This window comes from Streptomyces sp. NBC_00876 (genome assembly GCF_045207435.1).
In the GTDB taxonomy this organism is placed as follows: Bacteria; Actinomycetota; Actinomycetes; order Streptomycetales; family Streptomycetaceae; genus Streptomyces.
On record NZ_CP108800.1, the window covers coordinates 1,978,098 to 1,999,291 of the forward strand.

Below are 21,194 nucleotides of genomic sequence, written 5' to 3' on the forward strand. Positions count from 1 at the left end.
CCGGCGTTCCGCGACCGTGGAGACGCGCGCGGTGACAGCGGGTCCGCGGTCCGGCCGCCGCGGGCCTGCTACGCGGGCACGGCCCGCACCCAGACGCCGTCGTCCGTGAGGTAGCGCTCCACCCGCAGACCCGCCGCGTCCAGGTGCCCCTCGAACTGCTGCTTCGACAGCGGCCGCGCGAGGAAGGTCTGCGTCCACCGCGCGTCCCCGAAGTCGTACTCGGCCCGCACCGAACGCACCCCGTCGCCGGCCGGATCCGAAGAGACGATCCGTGTCGTGTACCCGGCCGGGTGGACGCGCTCGCGCGGCAGGTCCGTGTGGTAGCCCTCCCCTTCGCGCTGGATGAGGACCGTGCCGCCGTCGCGCACGTATCTCCGGCAGGTCCGCAGCAGCCCGTCCCGCACCCGGTGATCACCCGCGTGCACCAGGAACGACGCCAGCATCACCACGTCGAAGGTCTCATCCCCCAGGTCGAGGGACTCGATGGGGCTGCGCACCGTCCGCGCGCCCCGCACCCGCTCCAGCATCTGCGCCGACTCGTCCACCGCGGTGACGTCGAAGCCGAGCCGGATCAGCGGATGCGTCACCCGGCCCGCCCCGCAGCCCAGTTCCAGGATGCCCGACCCCGCGGGGACGGCCCCGGCGATCACGTCCGGTTCGTCGCCCACGGCCAGCCGGGTGTACAGCTCGACCGCGCAGCCGTCCGGGGTGATCGCGCCGGGTCCCGTCCCTGAATAGCCCTCACGCACCAGTTGTCCGCTCATGTACGGCCGAACGAACCGCGTGCACCCGCCGTTCCCTGGCCGTTACACCGAGCGGCGCGCGACCAGTGCCGCGCAGAGGTGCTGCAGGTCGGCGGGGCGGGCGGGCGAGAGGCCCGTCAGCCGGTCGATGCGGCGGATGCGGTAGTCGACGGTGTTGGGGTGGACGTGCAGCGCCGCCGCCGCGGCCCGGCGGTCCAGGCCGTGCCCGAGGTAGGTCTCCAGTGTGTGCAGCAGTTCCGGTTTGGCCTCCAGGGGGTGCAGGAGACGCGCGAGCCCGTGCAGCGCCTCGCTGGGCCTGCTCAGCTGGTACTCCAGCAGGACGTCGTCCAGCCGGTACAGGCCTGGGGCCCGTCCGGTGCGGGCGACGAGGTCGACGATCTCGGCGTTACGGGCCACAGCGGCCGGCACCGCCGCCGGTTCCGCGGTCTCCGCCGCCGCCGTGACCGGGACCCCCGCCGCCCGGGTCGCCTCGGCGATCAGTTCGCACAGCCCGCCCGGCCCGCTCCACGGCGGCGGCTCGGCGACGGGCAGCAGGACCGTGCCGCCTGACGCGTCGAGGGCCGTCAGCGCGGGCGTCCCGGCGAACCGGTCCAGGGCCGTGCGGATACGGCGGATCTTGCGGCGGGCGGCCACCCCCGCGCCGGAGCCCGGGCCCTGGCCCACCTCGTCGTCGTGCGGGGCCAGCGCGAGCGCCATCGTCAGATACCGGCCCGCCGGACGCAGACCGGTGCGCCGGGTGAAGCGGTCCAGGTCCTCACCGGTCAGCAGGGCGGCCATCAGGGCGTGCCGGCCGCCGTGCTCCTGGCTGTCCAGGATCTTCCGGGCCTCCAGATACGCCCCGCTCACCGCGGAGGTCAGCTGCTGCTGGAGGACCATGATGCGGTTCATGATCTCCAGGACGACGGCGAGGTCGCCGGGGTCCGCGTCCTGGGCGGTCTCCTCCCAGCACATCGCGATGCCCACCTGGTACGCGGTGAGGATCGCGTCCAGCGGGACGCCCTCCTCGGCGCGCTGGGCCGCCGAGTCGCGCTGCTGGGCGAGTTCGGCGTCGGTGGCGGATCTGCGGTGTTCGACGACATCGGCGAAGAGCCGCAGATTGTGCTGGACGATATCCGCGATGTCGCCCGCGATCTCCTCGTGGGGCAGCTCCGCGTAGACCGGCAGATCACTGAGCAGTCTGGCCACGACACGGGTGGTCAGGGCGGGTACGCGGGCCCGCAGCCGGGCCGCCACCGGGCGGCCCGCGATGCGCAGCGGCCGCTGCCCGCCGGCCTTGCGGCCCCCGTGTCCGCCCCTCACCACGGTCCGCTCCTTGTCATGCGTCACAAAAGCCCCCGCGGAAGTCTGCGTTACCCACCAGTTAAACGACGGCGTTCGAGTCTGCATGATGACCGGCGACACCCGCCATGCCTCACCTCTCCCCCACAATCGGAGGTAGCAGTCGTGAACTCGTCGCGCAGCAAAGCATTCTGTCGGACCGTCAGAGGATCGGTCGCGGCGCTCGCCCTGGCCGGACTCGCCGTCGGAACCGGAGCCTCCAGCGCCTGGGCGGCAGACGGCGCCCCCCTGTCGTACGTCGCACTCGGCGACTCGATGGCCTCGGGACCCCTCATCCCGGACATCACGGGCCCGGTGGCGTGCGGCCGCTCCACGCACAACTACGCGCACGAACTGGCCGCGAGCACCGGCGCCTCGCTGCGCGACGTCACCTGCAGCGGCGCCGCTTCGAAGCACATGACGGAGAAGCAGTCGCTGTCCCTGCTCGACATCCCGATGGGGTCGGTGCCGCCGCAGTTCGACGCGTTGCGCGCGGACACCGACCTGGTGACCCTGACGATCGGCGGCAACGACACCGGTCTGGTCGGCATCGCGCAGAACTGCACCACCCTCGACCCGAACGCCACCCCGTGCAAGGAGAGGTACAACGAGGGCGGGGTGGACCAGGTGGGGCAGCGGATCGCGGAGTTCGCGCCCCGGATGGCCGCCGTACTGGACGGAATCCACCAGCGCTCACCGCAGGCCCGGGTGATCGTGACGGGCTACGGGCTCTACATCAAGCCGGGCGGCTGCTGGCCGTTGCAGCCCGTGCTCCCGGTGGACGCCGACTTCCTCCAGGGCAGCGTCGACCGGATGAACGCGGTGATCGCCGAGCAGAGTGCCGCGCACGGCGCCGAGTACATCGACCTCGCCACCCCGAGCAAGGGCCACGACTCCTGCCGGGCGCCGTCGGACAGGTGGCTCGAAGGGTACGTACCGACGGCGGCGGCAGCCCCGCTGCACCCCAACCGGCAGGGCGAGGAGAACTACGCCCGCATCATCGGCGCGCACCTCCAGGGGAGCTGACCCGTGCGGCAGCGGTTCCTCCACGGAGTGCTCGCGGCGGCGCTCGGTGCGGCCGCCCTCCTCGCCCCGCCCGCCCACGCGGCCGCGACGGGCCACCCGCTGGGGCGGGGCTGCGACCCGCTGGCACCCGCCGAGTGCCTGCTGCCGTTCCCCAACGACTGGTACACCCGGCCGGACCCGGACACCGGCACGGGCCGCCGGGTGGACTTCGCCGCCGCCGTGCTGCCCCGCCCCGTGACCGGGCTGCCCATCGACCCGGCCGCCTGGAACCGGTCCGACGGCTTCTCCCCCGGCTCCGCCCTGATCGCCCAGGTGCCGGGCCTGGACCTGCCGGCGACCGGCGCGGCCCCGCTCACCGGCATCGGCCGCTCCCTCGACCGGGACGCCCCGGTCGTCCTCCTGGACACCACCACCGGTGAGCGGTGGCCGTACTGGGCCGAACCCGACGCCAACGCCACCGACCCGGCCCGCAGGGCCCTGCTGATCCACCCCGCCCGCAACTTCCACGACGGCCACCACTACGCCGTGGCCCTGCGCCGTCTCAAGGACGCCGCGGGCCGCACGATCCCGGCAGCCGCCCCGTTCGCCGCCGTCGCCGGCAAGCGGCTTCCCGCACACGATCCGCTGCGCGCCCGCCAGGACCGGCTCCGCCCCGCCCTCAAGGCCCTGCGCCGGGCCGGGGTCACCACCGAAGGGCTCAACCTGGCCTGGGACTTCACCGTCGCGTCCACCCGCAGCCTCACCGGTGACCTGTTCGCCATCCGCGACGACGCGCTGCGCCGCCTCCGTGACCGCTCGCCCGCCTTCGCCGTCACCGGCGTCACGGACTTCACCGCGGACCAGGACGCCCGGATCGCCCGCGAGGTGACGGGGCAGATCACCGTACCCAGCTATCTGAACCTGCCCGGCGGCCCGCCCGGCTCCGTCCTGAACCGCGACCGCGAGGGCGTACCGCGCCGGCTCCCCCTCAACACCCAGCTCGCCGCCTTCCGCTGCGAGATCCCGCGCTCCGCCTTCCGCACCCCCTCCCACCCCTCCCTCTACGGACACGGGCTGCTGGGCTCCCGCTCCGAGGTCGGCGCGGGCAACGTCAAGGACATGGCCGCCGAGCACAACTTCACGTTCTGCGCGACGGACTGGGCCGGCATGGCCAAGGAGGACATCCCCGTCGTCCTCACCGCGCTCGCCGATCCGAACCTCTTCCCGGCCGTCCCCGAACGCAGCGAACAGGGCATGCTGAACGCCCTGTTCCTCGGCCGCGCCCTGATCCACGCCGAGGGCCTGGGCACCGACCCCGCGTTCCGCACCGCCGACGGCCGCCCGCTCGTCGACACCCGGCACGCGCTCGCGTACGACGGGAACAGCCAGGGCGGCATCCTCGGCGGCGCCCTGGTCGCCGCCTCGCCCGACATCCGGCGCGGGGTACTGGGCGTCACCGCCATGAACTACGGGCTGCTCCTCAACCGGAGCGCCGACTTCGCGCCCTTCCAGCAGGTCCTGGACGTGGCCTACCCGGACAAGCTGCGCCAGCAGCTCGTCCTCCAGCTGTTCCAGATGGTGTGGGACCGCGGTGAGACGAACGCGTACGCGAACCACCTCACCGACCACCACCAGGTACTGCTCCACATCGCCTACGGGGACCACCAGGTCGCCAACGCGGCCGCCGATGTGGAGGCGCGCACGATCGGCGCCCGGCTGCTGTCCCCCGCGCTCGCCGCAGGACGGAGCCCGGACACCGTCCCGTACTGGGGCATCCCCCGGACCGGGCCCGGTCGACTTCCCTACCGGGGCTCGGCCATGACCGTCTGGGACAGCGGCACCCCCACACCCCCGCTGACCAACACCCCGCCCGCCGGGCCCGCGTACGGGCACGACCCGCACGAGGATCCCCGCAACTCGTCCGCCGCACGTCAGCAGAAGGCCACCTTCCTGACCACCGGCCGTGTCATCAATGTCTGCGGCACCACCCCCTGCACCGCAACGCCCACCTCCTGACACCCCCCTCCCCGCAGGGCATGACTCCCCGCGGGGAACAGACAAGGAGCACCATGCGTACGCACCGCATCGCCGGAGCAGCCGTCGCGGCCGCCCTCCTCGCCGGTACGGCACTGGCCCCGTCCGCGCTCGCCGCACCGCCCGCCGCCTCGGCCACCGCGCAGGCCGCGGTCCCGTTCACCTCCGCCGGCGCCGTGCGCGCGGCCGACGGCGGCCACACCCTCACCTGGGCCTCACCGGCCGCCTCGGTGACCGTCACGGCGGTCACCTCGCCCGACGCAACCACCGGGATCGCGCTCGGCACGGCCCCCGGCACCGGCTCGCTGAGCGTCCCGGCCGGGACGCTCCCGGAGGCCGGGCGCTGGTACTTCCGGCTGGTCCCGGACGGCGGCAGCCCCCTCGTCGTCGCCGACCGCTCCCTCGGTCTGGCCTCCGCCCGCAACTTCCGTGACATCGGCGGCTACCGCACCACGGACGGCCACTGGGTGCGCTCCGGCCTGGTCTACCGCTCCAACAAGCTGAGCAGCCTCACCGACACCGAGCAGCAGCGGCTGACCTCCCAGCGCCTCACCCTCGACGTGGACCTGCGCAACGCCCAGGAACGCAAGGACGACCCCGACCGGCTGCCCGCGGGCGTCACGTACCGGGTCGCCGACGTCGTCTCGCTCAGCCACGGCATCCGCTTCCACGACTCGGCCCTGATGACGCTGGCCGAGGCCGTCGCGGCCGGACTCTTCTCCGGCTCCTCCGACCTGGGCCAGTCCATCGGCTACCCGTTCATGGTCAACTTCGTGGGCGCCGACTACGCGTTCCGTGACCTGGTCACCGCCGTCGCCTCGAACACCTCTGGCGCCACGGTCTTCCACTGCAGCGCCGGCAAGGACCGCACGGGCTGGGGCACCGCCGTCCTGCTCACCCTCCTCGGCGTGCCGCGGGCCACCGTCGAGGCGGACTTCCTCGCCAGCAACCAGTACACCGGCGACCCGCAGGCCGTCGAACTGAGCTGGCTGCGCGCGGCGTTCGCCGAGGTGGACCACATCTACGGCGACTTCGACACGTATGTACGCGAGGGGCTGAAGCTCGACGCGGCGACCGTGCAGACGCTGCGCGCCAAGCTGCTGACCGGCTGACCCGCCCGCCCGGTCAGCACCCGGGGTAGCGGCCCTCCGGCCAATCGACCGTGTGCTCGAACTCCAGGGACAGGTCGTCGGCCACCTCGGCGATGACCGCCCGCCCCTCGGTGAGCACCAGCCAGGACGGCGGCAGATGTACGTCGCCGTGGTGGGCGCCGAGCAGATTGCCGCAGACCGAGCCGGTGGAGTCGCTGTCGCCCGAGTGGTTGACCGAGAGCAGCAGCGCCTCGCCGACCTGGCCGGCCTCCGGCAGGACCAGGGCGCAGTACACGGCGATGGCCAGGGCCTCCTCGGCCACCCAGCCCGCGCCGAGCGACTCCACCTTCTCGGCGCTCGGCGCGCCCTGCGCGGCCAGCTCGACGGCGCCGCGCAGGGCGGCGGTCGTCTCCTGGTGCCCGGGGTGGCGGGCCAGCAGGTCCATGGCGCGCAGGACCGATCCCGGCAGGGAGTCGCCCTCCAGCAGATGGGTGACGACCGCCGCGAGCGCCCCGGCGGCGTAGGCACCGGTGGGGTGGCCGTGGGTGATCCGCGCACACCGGGCGGCCAGCGCGAAGCTCCCGGCCGCCGACCCGCCGGTCAGCCCGAAGGGTGCGGAGCGCATGACCGTGCCGCAGCCCTTGGAGCCCGTGTTGACGGGGCCCGGCTCGCCGACCGGGCCCCTCGGGTCGGGGGTGTGCCCGGCCGCGAGGCCGGTCAGGCAGGCGTTTCCGGGGGCCCGCCGCGCGTACAGCCAGGGCTGCTGCCTGAGCCATCCGGTCCGGACGAGGTCGTCCCCTCCTCGGGCCGGCGGCGCGGGATGGTTCTGGGTGTCCAGCCAGCGCAGGTACGCGTGCTTGATGATCGCCGTCTCGGCGCCGCCGATCCCCTTGGACATGGCCCGGGAGTGCGCCCTGATCAGCCCCTCGGCCGTGAAGAGCGTCATCTGGGTGTCGTCGGTGACGCGTCCGACCGCCCCGTCCTCGTCGGCGGTGAGCCCCTGGACGCCCTGTTCCCCGTGCGCCCGGCGGATGCCGGCGAGGGACAGGAACTCCACCGGGTTGCCCAGGGCGTCCCCGATCGCCCCGCCCAGCAGACACCCGCGGACCCGGGCCCTGCGGACTGTGACGTCCCTCGATGCTGTGCCGTTCACGGCCCCGCCCCCCACTGATTCCCGTCGGATCGCCGCACGCGCGCCGTCGCGGGTCCATGCTGGTAGGAGAGGCGATCGCCATGCGTACCGGCAATGAACCCACGACCGCCCGCAGTCCGCTGCGGATGCGGCTCTGGCTGAGTCTATGGGGCCTGGCCTGGGCCGTCTTCGGCCTGACGGCCTTCACACTGAGCGGCCGGCCGGGGTGGGCGGCGGCCTGCGGAGTGCTCCTCGTGCTGGTCCTGGTGGATCTGACCGTGATCGTCCACCACCTGCACCAGGGCGCGCACTACCAGCCGGGCCGCTCCGTCCCGCCGTACGCGCCGGATCGCGGGGGACGAGGGCGGTACGGGCACTGAGCGCGGGAGCCGCTCAGCCCTCCGAATCGAAGCGGGCCGCCTTCAGGTACTCCGGGTTCGGGTCGAGCGCGGCCGCCAGCCGGAAGTGGCGCGTGGCCCGCTCCGGACTGCCGGAGCGCTCGAAGGTGCGGGCGAGCGCGAAGTGCGCGAACGCGTTGTCCGGCTCCCGCTCCAGCACGAGCTCGAACTCCAGCTCGGCAGGGCGCAGTTGGGCCGCAGCGAAGAAGGCCCTGGCACGCAGCAGCCGGGCGGCGGTGTTCTCCGGGTGGGAGGCGATCACCGAGTCGAGGAGCTGCACGGCACCCCGGGGGTCTCGTGCGGCCAGCAGCTGCTCGGCCGCGCGGAAGTCGATGACGTGTGTTTCGGGGTTCCTCTCGGGCACGGTCGCATCCTTCCTTCGTCCACCGTCAGGTGAACGTCTGCCCGGCCGCCGGTGTTCCGGCCCGGGATCAGCCGGCCGCGGCCCGCCGGGTCAGCTCCGCCCACACCGAGCGGACCTGCGGTTCCAGGGCCGTGATCGGCCCGTCGTTGTCGATGATCAGATCGGCGACGGCGCGCCGCTGCTCCCGGGTGGCCTGCGCGGCCATCCTGGCGCGCGCCTCCTGCTCCGTCATCCCGCGCAGCGTGACGAGCCGGCCGAGCTGGGTCTCCGGGGCCGCGTCGATCACGACGACCAGGTCGTAGAGGGGGGCGAGGCCGTTCTCGGCGAGGAGGGGCACATCGTGGACGACGACGGAATCGGGGCCCGCGGCGCGTTCCAGCTCGGCGGAGCGGACGCCGACCAGCGGGTGGACGATCGCGTTGAGGACGGCGAGGCGCTCGCTGTCGGCGAAGACGATCGAGCCGAGTTTCGGCCGGTCCAGCGTGCCCTCGGGGGTGAGGATGCCGGTGCCGAACGCCTCGACGACGGCGGCGAGCCCGGGGGTGCCGGGTTCGACGACCTCGCGGGCGATCCGGTCGGCATCGATGAGGACGGCTCCGTAGCCGGCGAGCATCCGGGACACTTCGCTCTTGCCGGCGCCGATACCACCGGTCAGACCCACTTTCAGCATGGCCGGCAGCCTAGCGCCTCTCGTTCGGCTCATGCCGGGCCCGATCCGGCCTGATCCGAACGGAAGACCCTGGTGCCCGCCGCCCGGCGGTACGGAAAGCGGGTCCGGCCGGGCTCAGCCGTCGCCCTCGCGCTCGGCCAGGAACTTCTCGAACTCGAGGCCGATCTCGTCGGCGGACGGCAGGTCCACCGGCTCGGCGACCAGATTGCCGCGGGTCTCGGCTCCCGCCACCGCGTCGTACTGGTGCTCAAGGCCCTCCACCAGCGAGACGAGCTCCTCGTCACCCTGGTCGATCTGGCGGTCGATCTCCGTCTGCGTGCGGTGCGCCTCGGTGCGCAGGGCGTGGGCGATGGTCGGCAGGACCAGTCCGGTCGCGGCCGTGATCGACTCCAGCGCGGTGAGCGCGGCGTCGGGGTAGGCGGAGCGGGCGACGTAGTGCGGCACATGGGCGGCCACACCGAGCACGTCGTGTCCGGCCTCCATCAGGCGGTACTCGACGAGGGCCTCGGCGGAGCCGGGCACCTGCGCCTCGTCGAACGGGCTGCGGTGACCGGGCATGAGGTCGGTGCGGTTGCCGTGCGGGGTGATGCCGACGGGGCGGGTGTGCGGAACGCCCATCGGAATGCCGTGGAAGTTGACCGCGAGGCGGACGCCGAGCCGCTCCACGATCTGCTCGATGGCGGCGGCGAACCGCTCCCACTCGACATCGGGCTCCGGTCCGGACAGCAGGAGGAACGGCGCACCGGTCGCGTCCTGGACCACGCGGACGTCCAGGGTCGGGGTCTCGTACGCCGACCAGCGGTCGCGCTTGAACGTCAGCAGCGGTCGCCGTGCGCGGTAGTCGACGAGGCGGTCGTGGTCGAAACGCGCCACGACCTGGTGCGGGAGCGATTCGAGCAGGCCGTCGACGATCTGCTCACCGGTCTCACCGGCGTCGATGTAGCCCTCGAAGTGGTAGAGCATGACCAGGCCGGCCGACTCCTGGGCGAGCGCCATGTCGACGACAGCCAGGCCCTTCGGCTCCCATTCGTACAAACTCTGCGGATCAGGCACGGTTACCGCTCCTCCTTGTGTTCCTGAAGAAGAACGTCCCGGGGGGCACGGACATTCCCGTCCGTGCCCCTTCACATGGTGTTTACCCAAGTACCCGCGTGTGCAGTGCCGTGACCGCCTTCCGGGCCGAGGTGAACGCTCCGTGCTGCCAGGCGTCCGCGTAGCTCAGGTAGTCACCGGCGAAGTAGACCCGCCCCGCTGCCTGGTTGAGCGGTGCGAAGACCGGGGCGTCGGGGCCGCCGGACAGGGAGTGCCAGGAGGCCTCCAGGTACGGGGTCTGGCGCCAGTGGTGGGAGAAGGACGTGGCGAGTTCCGTACGGTACTTCTCCCCGTGGATCTTCACGCCCTGCGCGACGGCCCGCGCCTCGCGTTCGCGCGGGGTGAGTGCGGCGTACGCGTCGGCGTTGGAGCCGGTGTTGTAGTACCCGATGATGGTGCCCCGCCGGCCCTGGTGGCCGTAGGACGGGTACCAGATGTGGGCCAGGTCCATGTCCGTCTCGGTGATGCCGCCGTAGATCCGGTGGTCGCTCTCCCACCAGCGGCTGCGGTACTCCAGTCCGATCTTGCCGGCCGAGGACGGCTTGCAGGCCTCGAGGGCGCTCTGGACGGCCGGGCCCAGGTTGTGGGCGGTCCTGGCGAGGATGTTGGGCGGCAGGGCGGCCACGCAGTAGTCCGCCTCGATGCTGCGGGTGCGGCCGGACTGGGTGTAGGTGACGGTGACGCCGTGGGCGGTGTCGGTGATCTCCGTGACGGCCGCGCCGGTGCGGATCCGGCGCTCCCCTATCGCCCGGGTGAGCGCGGCGGGTATCCGGTCCATGCCGCCGACCGGCTGGAACATCAGCATCGCCTGGTCGTACTCGAATTCGAAGGCGAAGTAGCGGCCGACTCCGCTGGCGAAGACGTCGGACGCGGAGGGGACGGAGCCGAGCTCCTCGCCGGGGGTCCCGGCGGCCGCGGGGTCGACGCGGTAGCCGCGCCGGGGGCTGCCGGTGTAGTCGAGCGTGTCACCGATGTCGCCGAAGTCCTTGAGGAATTCGAGCAGCCGCTCCTGGTCGTCGGCGGTGATCTGCCGGTCCAGCGCACCCTTGTCGGTGGCCTTGGAGAGGAGTTCGGCCACGTAGCCGTACACATCGGCCTTGGCGGTGCGGTAGCGCACCGGGGCCTTCATGCCCGACTTCTCGTTGTAGATATAGGCATTGGCGTTCACGTTGGTGAACACCTCGATGGGGACACCGAGTTCGCGGCAGTAGTCGAGGGTGATCATCCACTGCGGGATCCGGCCGGGTCCGGCATTCATGTACTGCCCGTCGGAGAACCGCGCGGTCTGCTCGACGCCATGGATGTCGGTGGTGGAATCCCCGCCGCGCACGGTGAAGTTGCGGCCGCCCGTACGGTCGCGGGCCTCCAGGACCGTACAGTCGTAGCCCGCCTTGCCGAGCTCGTAGGCGGTGGCGAGGCCGGCGATGCCGCCGCCCACGACGACCACCTTGGCGGCGGCTCTGCCCTTCAGGTGGAAGTCACCGCTGCTGGGGGCACGGAAGGCGGGTTCGCGGCCGGCGGCCTGGGCGGTGGGGGCGAGGCCGAGCGCCCCCATCGTGGCGAACATCGCGCCCGCCCCGCCGGAGAGCCCGACGTTGCGGAGGAAGGTGCGGCGGCTCGCGCCCGGTGTCGCGGGCGAGTGGTGCGAAGCGTGAGTCATGTCCCGGCTCCCCTTCGGATCTTGAGGTTGCCGGGATCCTGACAAGGGAGTGTTACGGGCCATCAGTTACTCGTGTATCCCGCACGTTTCCCTGTGTTCACCCCGTCCACCGCACCCCGGAACATTGGTCCATACCTTGACACGATCGCGCGCCGTCCCTACCGTCACTGGGCAGCACGTTCAGACACTCGCCCCACATTCATGTACGAGAACGTCCTGAACCTTTCACGGGAAGGCACCCCCATGCGCACCCGCACGCTGTTCCCCGCCCTGCTGGCCACCGTCCTCGCCACCGGCGGCCTGGCCCTGGCCTCCGCCACCACGGCCGGCGCCGCGACGGTCATCGAGGTGAGCACCGCCGCCCAGCTCAAGTCGGCCCTCACCGCGGCCGCTCCCGGCGACACGATCCACCTCGCGGACGGCACGTACACCGGCAACTTCAAGGCGCTCGTCCCCGGCACCGCCTCGGCCCGCATCACCCTGACCGGCTCCGCCGCGGCGGTCCTCACCGCCGGCGGCGGCTACGGGCTGCACCTCAACGGCGCCTCGTACTGGACCGTGAAGGGCATCACCGTCACCGGCGGCCAGAAGGGCATCATGGCCGACGGCGCCAACGGTGTGGTGATCGACTCGGTGACCGTGCACGACCTCGACATGGAGGGCGTCCACTTCCGCAAGTCCAGCAGCGACGGCATCATCCGCAACTCCCGTATCTACGACACCGGACACGACGGACGCGGCATGGGTGAGGGCGTCTACGTCGGCACGGCGGGCGACCTCTCCGACCGGAGCGACCGGGTACAGATCCTGGACAACACCATCGGACCGGGCGTCGGCGGCGAGAACGTCGACATCAAGGAGGGCACCACCGGTGCGCGCATCGTCGGCAACACCTTCGACGGCAGCGGGCTCACCGGCGCCAACTACGACGACTCCTGGGTCGATGTGAAGGGCAACGGCGTCCTGGTCGAGGGCAACCACGGATCCCGTACGACCAACAACGGCTACGAGACCCACACCCAGCAGAGCGGCTGGGGCTGCGGGACCGTCTTCAGGGGCAATGCCTCGGACCTGTCCGGCTCGACGGGCGACAAACGGATCGCGGTCAACGTCACGAACCTCGGCGCGAGCTGCCCCACCACCGTCCATGCGAGCAACACGGTGACCGGCGGCAACGGCCTGACCAACATCACCGTCACCCCGTAACAGCCCGCCGCGGCAACGAGTGAGGCCCGCTCCCCGAAGGGAGCGGGCCTCACTTTCATCCACTACTGCAGCCGATGACCGGCCGGAGGGTCAGAGCGTCAGCTCTGGCCGCCCGCCAGCTTCTCGCGCAGGGCAGCCAGGGCCTCGTCCGACGCCAGGGCGCCGGAGTTGTCCGCGGACTCCGAGGAGTACGAGCCGCCGCCACCGCTGCCGCCCGAGGCAGCCGGAGCGCTGCCGGCCGGGGCAGCAGCGCCCTCGGCAGCAGCGGCCTCGTCGGCCTCGCGGGACTTGATGACCTGGGCCTGGTGCTGCTCGAAGCGCGTCTGCGCCTCGGCGTACTGCGTCTCCCAGACCTCGCGCTGAGCCTCGAAGCCCTCGAGCCAGTCGTTGGTCTCGGGGTCGAAGCCCTCGGGGTAGATGTAGTTGCCCTGGTCGTCGTACGACGCGGCCATGCCGTACAGCGTCGGGTCGAACTCGACCGAGGCCGGGTCGCCACCGAAGGACTCGTTGGCCTGCTTCAGCGAGAGGCTGATGCGACGACGCTCGAGGTCGATGTCGATGACCTTGACGAAGATCTCGTCGTTGACCTGGACGACCTGCTCCGGGATCTCCACGTGGCGCTCGGCCAGCTCGGAGATGTGGACCAGGCCCTCGATGCCCTCGTCGACGCGCACGAACGCACCGAACGGAACGAGCTTGGTGACCTTACCGGGAACGACCTGCCCGATCTGGTGCGTACGGGCGAACTGCTGCCACGGGTCTTCCTGCGTCGCCTTGAGCGACAGGGACACGCGCTCGCGGTCCATGTCCACGTCGAGAACCTCGACGGTGACTTCCTGGCCGACCTCGACAACCTCGGAGGGGTGGTCGATGTGCTTCCAGGACAGCTCGGAGACGTGCACGAGACCGTCGACGCCACCCAGGTCCACGAAGGCACCGAAGTTGACGATCGAGGAGACGACGCCGGAGCGGACCTGACCCTTCTGGAGGGTCGTGAGGAACGTCTGGCGGACCTCGGACTGGGTCTGCTCGAGCCAGGCACGGCGGGACAGGACCACGTTGTTGCGGTTCTTGTCCAGCTCGATGATCTTGGCCTCGAGCTCCTTGCCCACGTACGGCTGGAGGTCGCGGACGCGGCGCATCTCGACGAGCGACGCCGGGAGGAAGCCACGGAGGCCGATGTCGAGGATGAGACCACCCTTGACGACCTCGATGACGGTACCGGTGACGATGCCGTCTTCTTCCTTGATCTTCTCGATGGTGCCCCAGGCACGCTCGTACTGAGCGCGCTTCTTCGAGAGGATCAGGCGGCCTTCCTTGTCCTCCTTCTGGAGAACCAGGGCCTCGATCTCGTCGCCGACCTTGACGACCTCGTTCGGGTCGACGTCGTGCTTGATCGAGAGCTCGCGGCTCGGGATGACACCTTCGGTCTTGTAACCGATGTCGAGGAGAACCTCGTCCCGGTCAACCTTGACGATGACACCGTCAACGATGTCGCCGTCGTTGAAGTACTTGATCGTCTCGTCGATCGCCGCGAGGAACGCGTCCGCGTCGCCGATGTCGTTGACCGCAACCTGCGGAGTGGTGGCGGTGGTCTCGGTGCTGCTCGTCATGTGGGAAAGGGCTCCGGTACGGACAGTGAGTCGAAGTTACTGCTACGCCGTGAGCCCGTATCGCCTCTGCAGAAGCCGGACAGCCCGGGAAGCGCCGATCCCGTGTACGGGAGGCGCCTCGTGAACCGAGGGGACATACAACAGATGCGAGCGCGGCCTGCTAGGTCTGAGGCGCGCAGGCTCGCAGCGCAACTTGTAGCATACGGGGGCAGCAGGGCACGGTCAATGCGCGAAGGCGCACACCAAGGGCGGAACGGCCCATACCCGGCACAACTCAGGTTCACCGAGGCCACATCGGCCTCCGAGATGTTCCGGACACACGGGTTCCGTACACACATATCCCCCCTGGTACGTACCGCGTACGACGGGGTGAAGGCAAACTACAACGACGGACACGATGAGCCAAGAGATCTACGCGGCCGAACCCGAGGCGACACGCCGGAGCGCCGGCGAGGCCGAGAGCAGCCGGGCCAGCCGGGGCTGGTGGGACCGCAACGCCGACGAGTACCAGAGCGACCACGGCACCTTCCTGGGCGACGACCGCTTCGTCTGGGGCCCCGAGGGGCTCGACGAGGCCGAGGCCGCTCTGCTGGGCCCCGCCGAGTCGCTGAAGGGCCTGGACGTCCTGGAGATCGGCGCCGGCGCGGCGCAGTGCTCCCGCTGGCTGGCCGCGCAGGGCGCCCGCCCGGTCGCCCTCGACCTCTCCCACCGCCAGCTCCAGCACGCGCTGCGGATCGGCGGCGGCGTCCCCCTCGTCGAGGCGGACGCCGGAGTGCTGCCCTTCCGTGACGGCTCCTTCGACCTGGCCTGCTCCGCCTACGGCGCGGTGCCCTTCGTCGCCGACCCGGTCCAGGTGTTCCGCGAGGTCCACCGGGTCCTGCGCCCCGGCGGCCGCTGGGTCTTCTCCGTGACGCATCCGGTCCGCTGGGCCTTCCCGGACGAGCCCGGCCCGGAGGGCCTGTCCGTCGCCGCCTCCTACTTCGACCGCACCCCTTACGTCGAGCAGGACGAACAGGGCCAGGCCGTATACGTCGAGCACCACCGCACGCTCGGCGACCGGGTGCGGGACGTGGTGGCGGGCGGCTTCCGCCTGGCCGACCTGGTCGAGCCGGAGTGGCCCGCGTGGAACAGCCAGGAGTGGGGCGGCTGGTCCCCGCTGCGGGGCAATCTGATCCCGGGGACCGCGATCTTCGTCTGCGTACGGGACTGAGACAGCGGCCGGTGCGGGAGGCGGGGGCGGACCGTACGAGACTGGGGGCGTGATCCGCACCGACGCCCTGGACCGGCTGCCCGTCCGCACCGCCGTGCCCGCGCTGCGGCAGGCGCTCGAGGACCGCGGTGTCGCGGTGCTCTGCGCACCGCCCGGCACCGGCAAGACGACCCTCGTCCCGCTGGTCCTGGCCGGGCTGACCGGAGGCGGTCCGGTCCGCCGGGTCGTGGTCGCCGAACCGCGCCGGATCGCCGCCCGCGCGGCCGCCCGGCGCATGGCGTGGCTGCTCGGTGAGCGGGCCGGCGAGCGCGTCGGGTTCACCGTGCGCGGGGAGCGCGTGGTGGGCCCGGACACCCTGGTCGAGGTCGTCACCACGGGGGTGCTGCTCCAGCGGCTCCAGCGCGACCAGGAGCTGGCGGGCGTCGACGCGGTGATCATCGACGAGTGCCACGAGCGCCATCTGGACGCGGACACGGTGGCGGCGTTCCTCCTGGACGTGCGGGAGGCGATCCGCCCCGATCTCCAGCTGGTCGCCGCCTCCGCGACCACGGACGCACAGGGCTGGGCACGGCTGCTCGGCGACGCACCGGTCATCGAGGCGCAGGGCGTGTCGCACCCGGTGGAGGTGGTGTGGGCCCCGCCCGTCCGGCCGGTGCGGCCGCCGCACGGGATGCGGGTCGATCCGGCGCTGCTCACCCATGTCGCCTCCGTGGTGCGGCGGGCGCTGGCCGAACGGGACGGCGACGTGCTGTGTTTCCTGCCCGGTGTCGGCGAGATCGGCCGGGTGGCCGGTCAGCTGTCCGGGGTGGCCGCCGAGGTGCTCCAGGTGCACGGGCGGGCCCCGGCGGCGGTGCAGGACGCGGTGCTGGCGGGATCGTCCCAGGGGCGGCGGGTGGTGCTGGCGACCTCGGTGGCGGAGTCGTCGCTGACCGTTCCTGGAGTGCGGACCGTCGTCGACTCGGGGCTGGCCCGGGAGCCGCGCACCGACCATGCCCGCGGCCTGAGCGCGCTGACGACGGTGCGGGCCTCGCAGGCGGCGGGCCGCCAGCGGGCGGGCCGGGCCGGCCGCGAGGCGCCCGGGGCGGTCTACCGCTGCTGGGAGCAGGCGCAGGACGGGCGGCTGGCCCGGTTCCCCTCCCCCGAGATCAAGGTGGCCGACCTGGCGGCGTTCGCTCTCCAGGCGGCCTGCTGGGGTGATCCGGACGCCACGGGCCTCGCGCTGCTGGACCCGCCGCCGGCCGGTGCGATGGCGGCGGCCCGCGAGGTGCTGACGGCGGTCGGCGCGGTGGGACCGGACGGGCGGGTGACCGACCGGGGCGTACGGATGTCCCGTCTCGGCCTGCATCCCCGGCTGGCCAGGGCCCTGCTGGACGGCGCGGCCGGAGTCGGCGGGCGCCGGGCCGCGGAGGTGGTCGCGCTGCTGAGCGAGGAACCACCGCGGGACTACGGTGACGACCTGGCCGCCGCGTTGCGTACCGCACGGCTGGGCAAGGACGGCTACGCGGCCCGCTGGCGCCAGGAGGTGCGGCGGCTGTCGTCGTCGCTGAAAAGCACGGAAAGCGGATCCGGTCCGGACGACGCCGCCGTGGGTCTGGTCGCCGCCCTCGCGTTTCCCGAGCGGGTGGCGCGGGCCCGGGGCGAGGGGGCTTTCCTGATGGCGTCGGGCACGGGTGCCCAGCTGCGGGACGGTTCACGGCTGCGCAGCGCGCCGTGGCTGGCCGTCGCGGTCGCGGACCGTCCGGCGCACGCGGCGTCCGCGCAGGTCCGGCTCGCCGCCGTCATCGACGAGGACACGGCGCGGCTGGCCGCCGGGCATCTGCGGTTCGCGGGCGAGGAGGTCCGCTGGGACGGCCGGGACGTGGTCGCCCGCCGGGTGGAACGCCTCGGCGCGGTCGAACTGTCGGCGCGCCCCCTGAAGCAGCCGGAACCCGCCCTGGTCCGCGAGGCCCTGGTCGAGGGGCTGCGGCGGGAGGGGCTCGGGCTGCTGCGCTGGAGCCGGGACACCGGGCAGCTGCGGGAGCGGCTGGCCTTCCTGCACCGCGAACTCGGCGCGCCCTGGCCGGACGTCTCGGACGAGGCACTGCTGGACCGTACCGAGCAGTGGCTGGAGCCCGAGCTGTCGCGGGCCCGGCGCCGCTCGGACCTGGCCGGGATCGATGCGGGGCAGGCGCTGCGCAGGCTGCTGCCGTGGGCGACCGGTGAGGCGGCCCGGCTGGACGAGCTGGCTCCGGAGCGGATCGAGGTGCCGAGCGGTTCACGGATCAGGGTGGAGTACGGCGGGCCGCAGCCCGTGCTCGCGGTGAAGCTCCAGGAGCTGTTCGGGCTCCAGGAGACGCCCCGGGTGGCCGGCGTCCCGGTGCTGGTGCATCTGCTCTCCCCCGCCGGCCGGCCGGCGGCGGTGACGGCGGATCTGGCGTCGTTCTGGCGGGAGGGCTACAAGGCGGTGCGGGCGGAGCTGCGGGGCCGCTATCCGCGCCATCCGTGGCCCGAGGACCCGACGACGGTGGAGGCGACCCGTTTCACGAAGGCGCGGCTCAGGCGGGAGTAGGCACCGGTTCGGGTGTCGCGGGTCGCGGCTGCGGTCCGTCCGGCCGCCGCGAGCGCGCCTCCAGCCACAGCGAGAGCGCCAGGAGCCCGACGCCGAGGGCGAGGAAGCCCCAGGGCAGGTACGAGGTCAGCAGCAGGACCAGCAGCCGCTGGGACTTGACCAGGTCGACGATCGATTCGACGTAGTCCTCGCGCATCTTCACGTGTCCTGCGAACACGGTGATGGTGTCCGTGGCCATGCCCATCTTCTTGGCGTTGCGCAGCTCCTCCTTGTGGATCTCCTCGCCGTTGACCGGGGCCCCGGTCACCGGGTCGACCCAGAACATCCGCTTGGTGGTGTACCAGCGGGTGATACCGATCTTCTTGATCTGCGCCGGGGTGATGTCCTTGATCGGCATCGTCTTCGGCATGGGGACCTCGGACCACGGGATGGTCTGCTCGAAGTAGTAGACCTCCATGCCGCGGAAGTTCCGGATGCCCTTGTAGTGGATGGGCGAACTGGTGCGGGTCTGCGCGTCGAAGTACTCGTAGTCGCGCTTCTCGGTGAGGAAGGGCCACTTGAACTCGATGCCCTCGCGGCTGACCGGGTCCCCGTCGACCATCTCGCCGGTGGCGTGGACGGGGGCCTGGCTGTGCGCGTCGAAGATGTAGCGCTCGGGGATCTTGGAGACCATCTTGCCGTCGGGACCCGCGACGTAGGAGAGCGCGTCCCAGACGACGACATCGCGGCCCGCGCTGCGCTCGATCTTCTCCGACTCCTCCACATTGCCCTTGAGGGTCTGCACGATGGTGATCTTGTCGACCTTCTTGGACTTGAGGGAGCTGTAGTCGAGCAGGGTCGCGGGCTTCGCCTCCAGCACCGTCTCCTGGTACTGGTTCGGCGGGATCTTCGCGAGCCGCGGGAACGCGTACCAGCGCAGCAGCGGCGACAGCGCGGCGAAGAAGACGGCGAAGGCCAGGAGTACGAGGCTGGCTCGGCGGCGCATGGGTGTCCTCCCTCTGCATTCCGACCGCATTCCGTGGTGCGGACGGTTACTTCTCGGTGCGGACTGCTACTTCTTGGGGCCCGGGACGGTGGTCAGCAGGGGTTTGGGCGAGGTCTCGCCGGGTGGTGCGCCCACCGCACTGATGGTGAGCACGAGAGCGAGTGCGACGGCCAGTCCGATGGCGGCGGCGACGAGGGCACGCATGCTCGGCCTCCCGGGAGCGTGTAACTGATGGGTCGTCAGGGCTGGGGCACCGTAGCAACCGGGGCGCGAGATGAGAACACGTAGAACAGCCCCTTGGCCGGGCAGCGGCCAAGGGGCTGTTCGGGGCGGTGTCCGCCCGGTGTGCGTCGGTCAGGCAGCGGCCTTGACCGTCAGCTCGATGACGGCCGTGGCGCCGCCCTCGGTGGTGAGGCGCAGCTTGTACGTGCCCGCGGCGCCGTCGGCGTAGATGACCGGCAGGGTGAGCTTGCCGTCGGCGTCCGTGGCCAGGACGAGGGTGCGGACCGGGTCCCCTTCGTCGTTGGTGAAGTACGGGCCCTTGTCGTTCTCGGCCGGCTTCTCGTCGTCGGTGATCATGGTGGCGGTGACGGCGACCCGGCCGGCGGCCGCGTCCTTGTACGTGGCCGCGAACGCGATGCCCTCGAACGTCTCGCCGGGCAGGGCGGCCAGTTCCCCGGTACCGGTCCTGGCGATGGCGTCGGCCTGCCGGGCGGTGACGGTCGCGGTGTAGGAGACCGCGGGCAGCGACGTGCCGGTGGCGGTCGCACGCACGGTGAACCCGCCCGTCTTCTCGCCCGCCTTCAGCACCGGCGCGGTGACCGTGCCGTCGGTCCCGGTGGCCAGGGTGACGGTGCGCTTCCCGCCCTCGAACACGGCATCCGTGTCACCGACCACGGTGAAGGTCACCGGCACCTTGGCGAGCGGACCGCCGAACGCGTTCCGCGCCCGCACCTTGATCCGCTCGGCGAAGGCCTCACCGGCCGTGGCAGTCAGCTCCCCGGTGCCCGCGTTCTGCACCCCGGCCAGGGTCTGGGACGGCGTGGGGGCGGGTGTCGGCGTCGGCGACGACGGCTTGCCGGGCTTCGTGGGGCTGGGGCTCGGGCTCGGCTTCGACGGGGGCTTCGGTGACGGCGAACCGTCCGGCGAGGGCGAAGGCGAGGGACTGCTGCCGGAGCCGTCCGGACCGGAGCCCGGGTCCGAACCGTTGCCGAGGTCGGCCGGCAGGACACCGGTGCCGTCCGGAACCTCATGGGTGCCGCGCTGGTAGTACGCGAACCACGAGCGGACGGTACGCAGATACTCGTCCGAGTGGTTGTAGCTCAGGACCGCCCGGTCCAGGTCCGCGGCGAGCGACAGATCGCGCGACCCGGCGCACAGATACCGGCCGGCGGCGAGCGCCGCGTCGTAGATGTTGTTGGGGTCCTTGCGGCCGTCACCGTTGCCGTCCTGACCCCAGGTCTCCCAGGTGGACGGGATGAACTGCATCGGGCCGACCGCCCGGTCGTGCGTCCGGTCGCCGTCGTAGGCACCGTTGTCGGTGTCCTTGATCAGCGCGAAACCCTGGCCGTTGAGGGCCGGGCCCAGAATCGGGGAAAGCGTGGTGCCCTGCGCGTCGACACGGCCGCCGCGGGCCTGGCCGGACTCGACCTTGCCGATCGCGGCCAGCAGCTGCCACGGCAGCCGGCACGCCGCGTCCGTACCCGCGACAGTGCGCTGGGTCTTCTTGTACGCCGCCAGGATCGACGCCGGTATGCCCGATTCCGCACTGCCCGTCACCGGCAGATTCACGGACGTACCCGGCTTGTTGGGCGTCGCCAGCGGCGGCAGGTCCGTGAAGTACGGCGAATTGCCGGACGCCGCGCCGTCGTCCGAGGGGGTCGAACCGGCGGTCGGCTGGTCGCCGCCGTCGGACGCGACCAGAGGTGAACCTGGGGCCTGCGATGCGGAAAGTGCCGCCACAGCGGCAGCGGCGACCGCGGTCGTGGTCGCCCCTCTGCGCAGTCGGCGACCGAATTGCGCTGCCATAACGTGTGGGCCCTCCCCGTCGTCGGCTGTCCGCGCTCCCCTGCGCCTGGACTCAGGCGACCCTACGGCAACTTGTG

At 72.0% G+C, this 21,194-nt stretch carries 18 protein-coding genes; 7 read left to right on the forward strand and 11 right to left on the reverse strand.

The window, feature by feature from the left end:
• Window positions 1-68: 68 nt before the first annotated feature.
• Window positions 69-764 carry a class I SAM-dependent methyltransferase gene (locus OG782_RS08705; RefSeq protein WP_406448988.1) on the reverse strand — a complete coding sequence of 232 codons (696 nt, stop codon included), beginning with the start codon at window positions 762-764 and terminating at the stop codon, window positions 69-71.
• Between the two features lie 42 nt (window positions 765-806).
• Window positions 807-2,018: a PucR family transcriptional regulator gene (locus OG782_RS08710; RefSeq protein ID WP_406458927.1), complete on the reverse strand. Its 1,212-nt coding sequence runs from the start codon at window positions 2,016-2,018 to the stop codon at window positions 807-809.
• A gap of 189 nt (window positions 2,019-2,207) precedes the next feature.
• Here OG782_RS08710 and OG782_RS08715 point away from each other — a divergent pair, with 189 nt between their 5' ends.
• The 3 genes from OG782_RS08715 to OG782_RS08725 are packed head-to-tail and all read left to right on the forward strand — an operon-like array spanning window position 2,208 to window position 6,232.
• On the forward strand, window positions 2,208-3,107 hold the full coding sequence (locus OG782_RS08715) for an SGNH/GDSL hydrolase family protein (protein WP_406448990.1): 900 nt from the start codon (window positions 2,208-2,210) through the stop codon (window positions 3,105-3,107).
• A gap of 3 nt (window positions 3,108-3,110) precedes the next feature.
• Window positions 3,111-5,102, forward strand: coding sequence for a hypothetical protein (locus OG782_RS08720; RefSeq protein ID WP_406448992.1), 1,992 nt, complete (start codon window positions 3,111-3,113; stop codon window positions 5,100-5,102).
• Between the two features lie 53 nt (window positions 5,103-5,155).
• Window positions 5,156-6,232: a tyrosine-protein phosphatase gene (locus OG782_RS08725; RefSeq protein ID WP_406448994.1), complete on the forward strand. Its 1,077-nt coding sequence runs from the start codon at window positions 5,156-5,158 to the stop codon at window positions 6,230-6,232.
• A 13-nt stretch (window positions 6,233-6,245) separates the two neighbouring features.
• Here OG782_RS08725 and OG782_RS08730 read toward each other — a convergent pair whose 3' ends face one another.
• On the reverse strand, window positions 6,246-7,364 hold the full coding sequence (locus OG782_RS08730) for an ADP-ribosylglycohydrolase family protein (RefSeq protein WP_406448996.1): 1,119 nt from the start codon (window positions 7,362-7,364) through the stop codon (window positions 6,246-6,248).
• An 80-nt stretch (window positions 7,365-7,444) separates the two neighbouring features.
• On the opposite strand from OG782_RS08730, the gene OG782_RS08735 reads away from it, so the two are divergent.
• Window positions 7,445-7,723, forward strand: a complete 279-nt coding sequence (locus OG782_RS08735; protein WP_406448998.1) for a DUF6343 family protein — start codon at window positions 7,445-7,447, stop codon at window positions 7,721-7,723.
• A gap of 13 nt (window positions 7,724-7,736) precedes the next feature.
• Here the strand turns inward: OG782_RS08735 and OG782_RS08740 are convergent, their stop codons facing one another.
• From OG782_RS08740 to OG782_RS08755, 4 genes are all read right to left on the reverse strand, one after another.
• Window positions 7,737-8,105 carry a tetratricopeptide repeat protein gene (locus tag OG782_RS08740; RefSeq protein ID WP_406449000.1) on the reverse strand — a complete coding sequence of 123 codons (369 nt, stop codon included), beginning with the start codon at window positions 8,103-8,105 and terminating at the stop codon, window positions 7,737-7,739.
• 67 nt (window positions 8,106-8,172) lie between these two features.
• A complete protein-coding gene (coaE, locus tag OG782_RS08745; protein ID WP_406449002.1) occupies window positions 8,173-8,775 on the reverse strand; it encodes a dephospho-CoA kinase in 603 nt (200 codons plus the stop codon).
• A gap of 114 nt (window positions 8,776-8,889) precedes the next feature.
• On the reverse strand, window positions 8,890-9,828 hold the full coding sequence (locus OG782_RS08750) for a PAC2 family protein (protein ID WP_406449004.1): 939 nt from the start codon (window positions 9,826-9,828) through the stop codon (window positions 8,890-8,892).
• A gap of 82 nt (window positions 9,829-9,910) precedes the next feature.
• Window positions 9,911-11,434, reverse strand: a complete 1,524-nt coding sequence (locus tag OG782_RS08755) for a flavin monoamine oxidase family protein (RefSeq protein WP_406458929.1) — start codon at window positions 11,432-11,434, stop codon at window positions 9,911-9,913.
• 336 nt (window positions 11,435-11,770) lie between these two features.
• On the opposite strand from OG782_RS08755, the gene OG782_RS08760 reads away from it, so the two are divergent.
• Window positions 11,771-12,733, forward strand: coding sequence for a right-handed parallel beta-helix repeat-containing protein (locus tag OG782_RS08760; RefSeq protein WP_406449006.1), 963 nt, complete (start codon window positions 11,771-11,773; stop codon window positions 12,731-12,733).
• 98 nt (window positions 12,734-12,831) lie between these two features.
• Here OG782_RS08760 and rpsA read toward each other — a convergent pair whose 3' ends face one another.
• Window positions 12,832-14,346 (reverse strand): 30S ribosomal protein S1, encoded by a 1,515-nt coding sequence (rpsA, locus tag OG782_RS08765; RefSeq protein WP_266777527.1) that lies wholly within the window; start codon window positions 14,344-14,346, stop codon window positions 12,832-12,834.
• A gap of 397 nt (window positions 14,347-14,743) precedes the next feature.
• Here rpsA and OG782_RS08770 point away from each other — a divergent pair, with 397 nt between their 5' ends.
• Together OG782_RS08770 and hrpB are read left to right on the forward strand one after the other, a co-directional pair.
• On the forward strand, window positions 14,744-15,556 hold the full coding sequence (locus tag OG782_RS08770) for a class I SAM-dependent methyltransferase (protein WP_406449009.1): 813 nt from the start codon (window positions 14,744-14,746) through the stop codon (window positions 15,554-15,556).
• 49 nt (window positions 15,557-15,605) lie between these two features.
• Window positions 15,606-18,104, forward strand: coding sequence for an ATP-dependent helicase HrpB (gene hrpB / locus OG782_RS08775; protein ID WP_406449011.1), 2,499 nt, complete (start codon window positions 15,606-15,608; stop codon window positions 18,102-18,104).
• Here hrpB and OG782_RS08780 read toward each other — a convergent pair.
• From OG782_RS08780 to OG782_RS08790, 3 genes are all read right to left on the reverse strand, one after another.
• Window positions 18,091-19,089: a DUF3068 domain-containing protein gene (locus OG782_RS08780; RefSeq protein ID WP_406449013.1), complete on the reverse strand. Its 999-nt coding sequence runs from the start codon at window positions 19,087-19,089 to the stop codon at window positions 18,091-18,093. The two genes, hrpB and OG782_RS08780, sit on opposite strands and share 14 nt — an antisense overlap.
• 66 nt (window positions 19,090-19,155) lie before the next feature.
• A complete protein-coding gene (locus tag OG782_RS08785) occupies window positions 19,156-19,293 on the reverse strand; it encodes an SPW_0924 family protein (protein ID WP_406449015.1) in 138 nt (45 codons plus the stop codon).
• Window positions 19,294-19,443: 150 nt separating this feature from the next.
• Window positions 19,444-21,117, reverse strand: a complete 1,674-nt coding sequence (locus tag OG782_RS08790; RefSeq protein ID WP_406449017.1) for a lytic murein transglycosylase — start codon at window positions 21,115-21,117, stop codon at window positions 19,444-19,446.
• Window positions 21,118-21,194: the final 77 nt, after the last annotated feature.

Coding starts and splice junctions, on each gene's coding strand:
- OG782_RS08790 (WP_406449017.1), bottom strand. CDS start 21,117: ATGGCAGCGCAATTCGGTCGCCGACTGCGCAGAGGGGCGACCACGACC.
- OG782_RS08735 (WP_406448998.1), top strand. CDS start 7,445: ATGCGTACCGGCAATGAACCCACGACCGCCCGCAGTCCGCTGCGGATG.
- OG782_RS08780 (WP_406449013.1), bottom strand. CDS start 19,089: ATGCGCCGCCGAGCCAGCCTCGTACTCCTGGCCTTCGCCGTCTTCTTC.
- OG782_RS08785 (WP_406449015.1), bottom strand. CDS start 19,293: ATGCGTGCCCTCGTCGCCGCCGCCATCGGACTGGCCGTCGCACTCGCT.
- OG782_RS08760 (WP_406449006.1), top strand. CDS start 11,771: ATGCGCACCCGCACGCTGTTCCCCGCCCTGCTGGCCACCGTCCTCGCC.
- rpsA (WP_266777527.1), bottom strand. CDS start 14,346: ATGACGAGCAGCACCGAGACCACCGCCACCACTCCGCAGGTTGCGGTC.
- coaE (WP_406449002.1), bottom strand. CDS start 8,775: ATGCTGAAAGTGGGTCTGACCGGTGGTATCGGCGCCGGCAAGAGCGAA.
- OG782_RS08705 (WP_406448988.1), bottom strand. CDS start 764: ATGAGCGGACAACTGGTGCGTGAGGGCTATTCAGGGACGGGACCCGGC.
- OG782_RS08770 (WP_406449009.1), top strand. CDS start 14,744: ATGAGCCAAGAGATCTACGCGGCCGAACCCGAGGCGACACGCCGGAGC.
- OG782_RS08725 (WP_406448994.1), top strand. CDS start 5,156: ATGCGTACGCACCGCATCGCCGGAGCAGCCGTCGCGGCCGCCCTCCTC.
- OG782_RS08755 (WP_406458929.1), bottom strand. CDS start 11,434: ATGTTCGCCACGATGGGGGCGCTCGGCCTCGCCCCCACCGCCCAGGCC.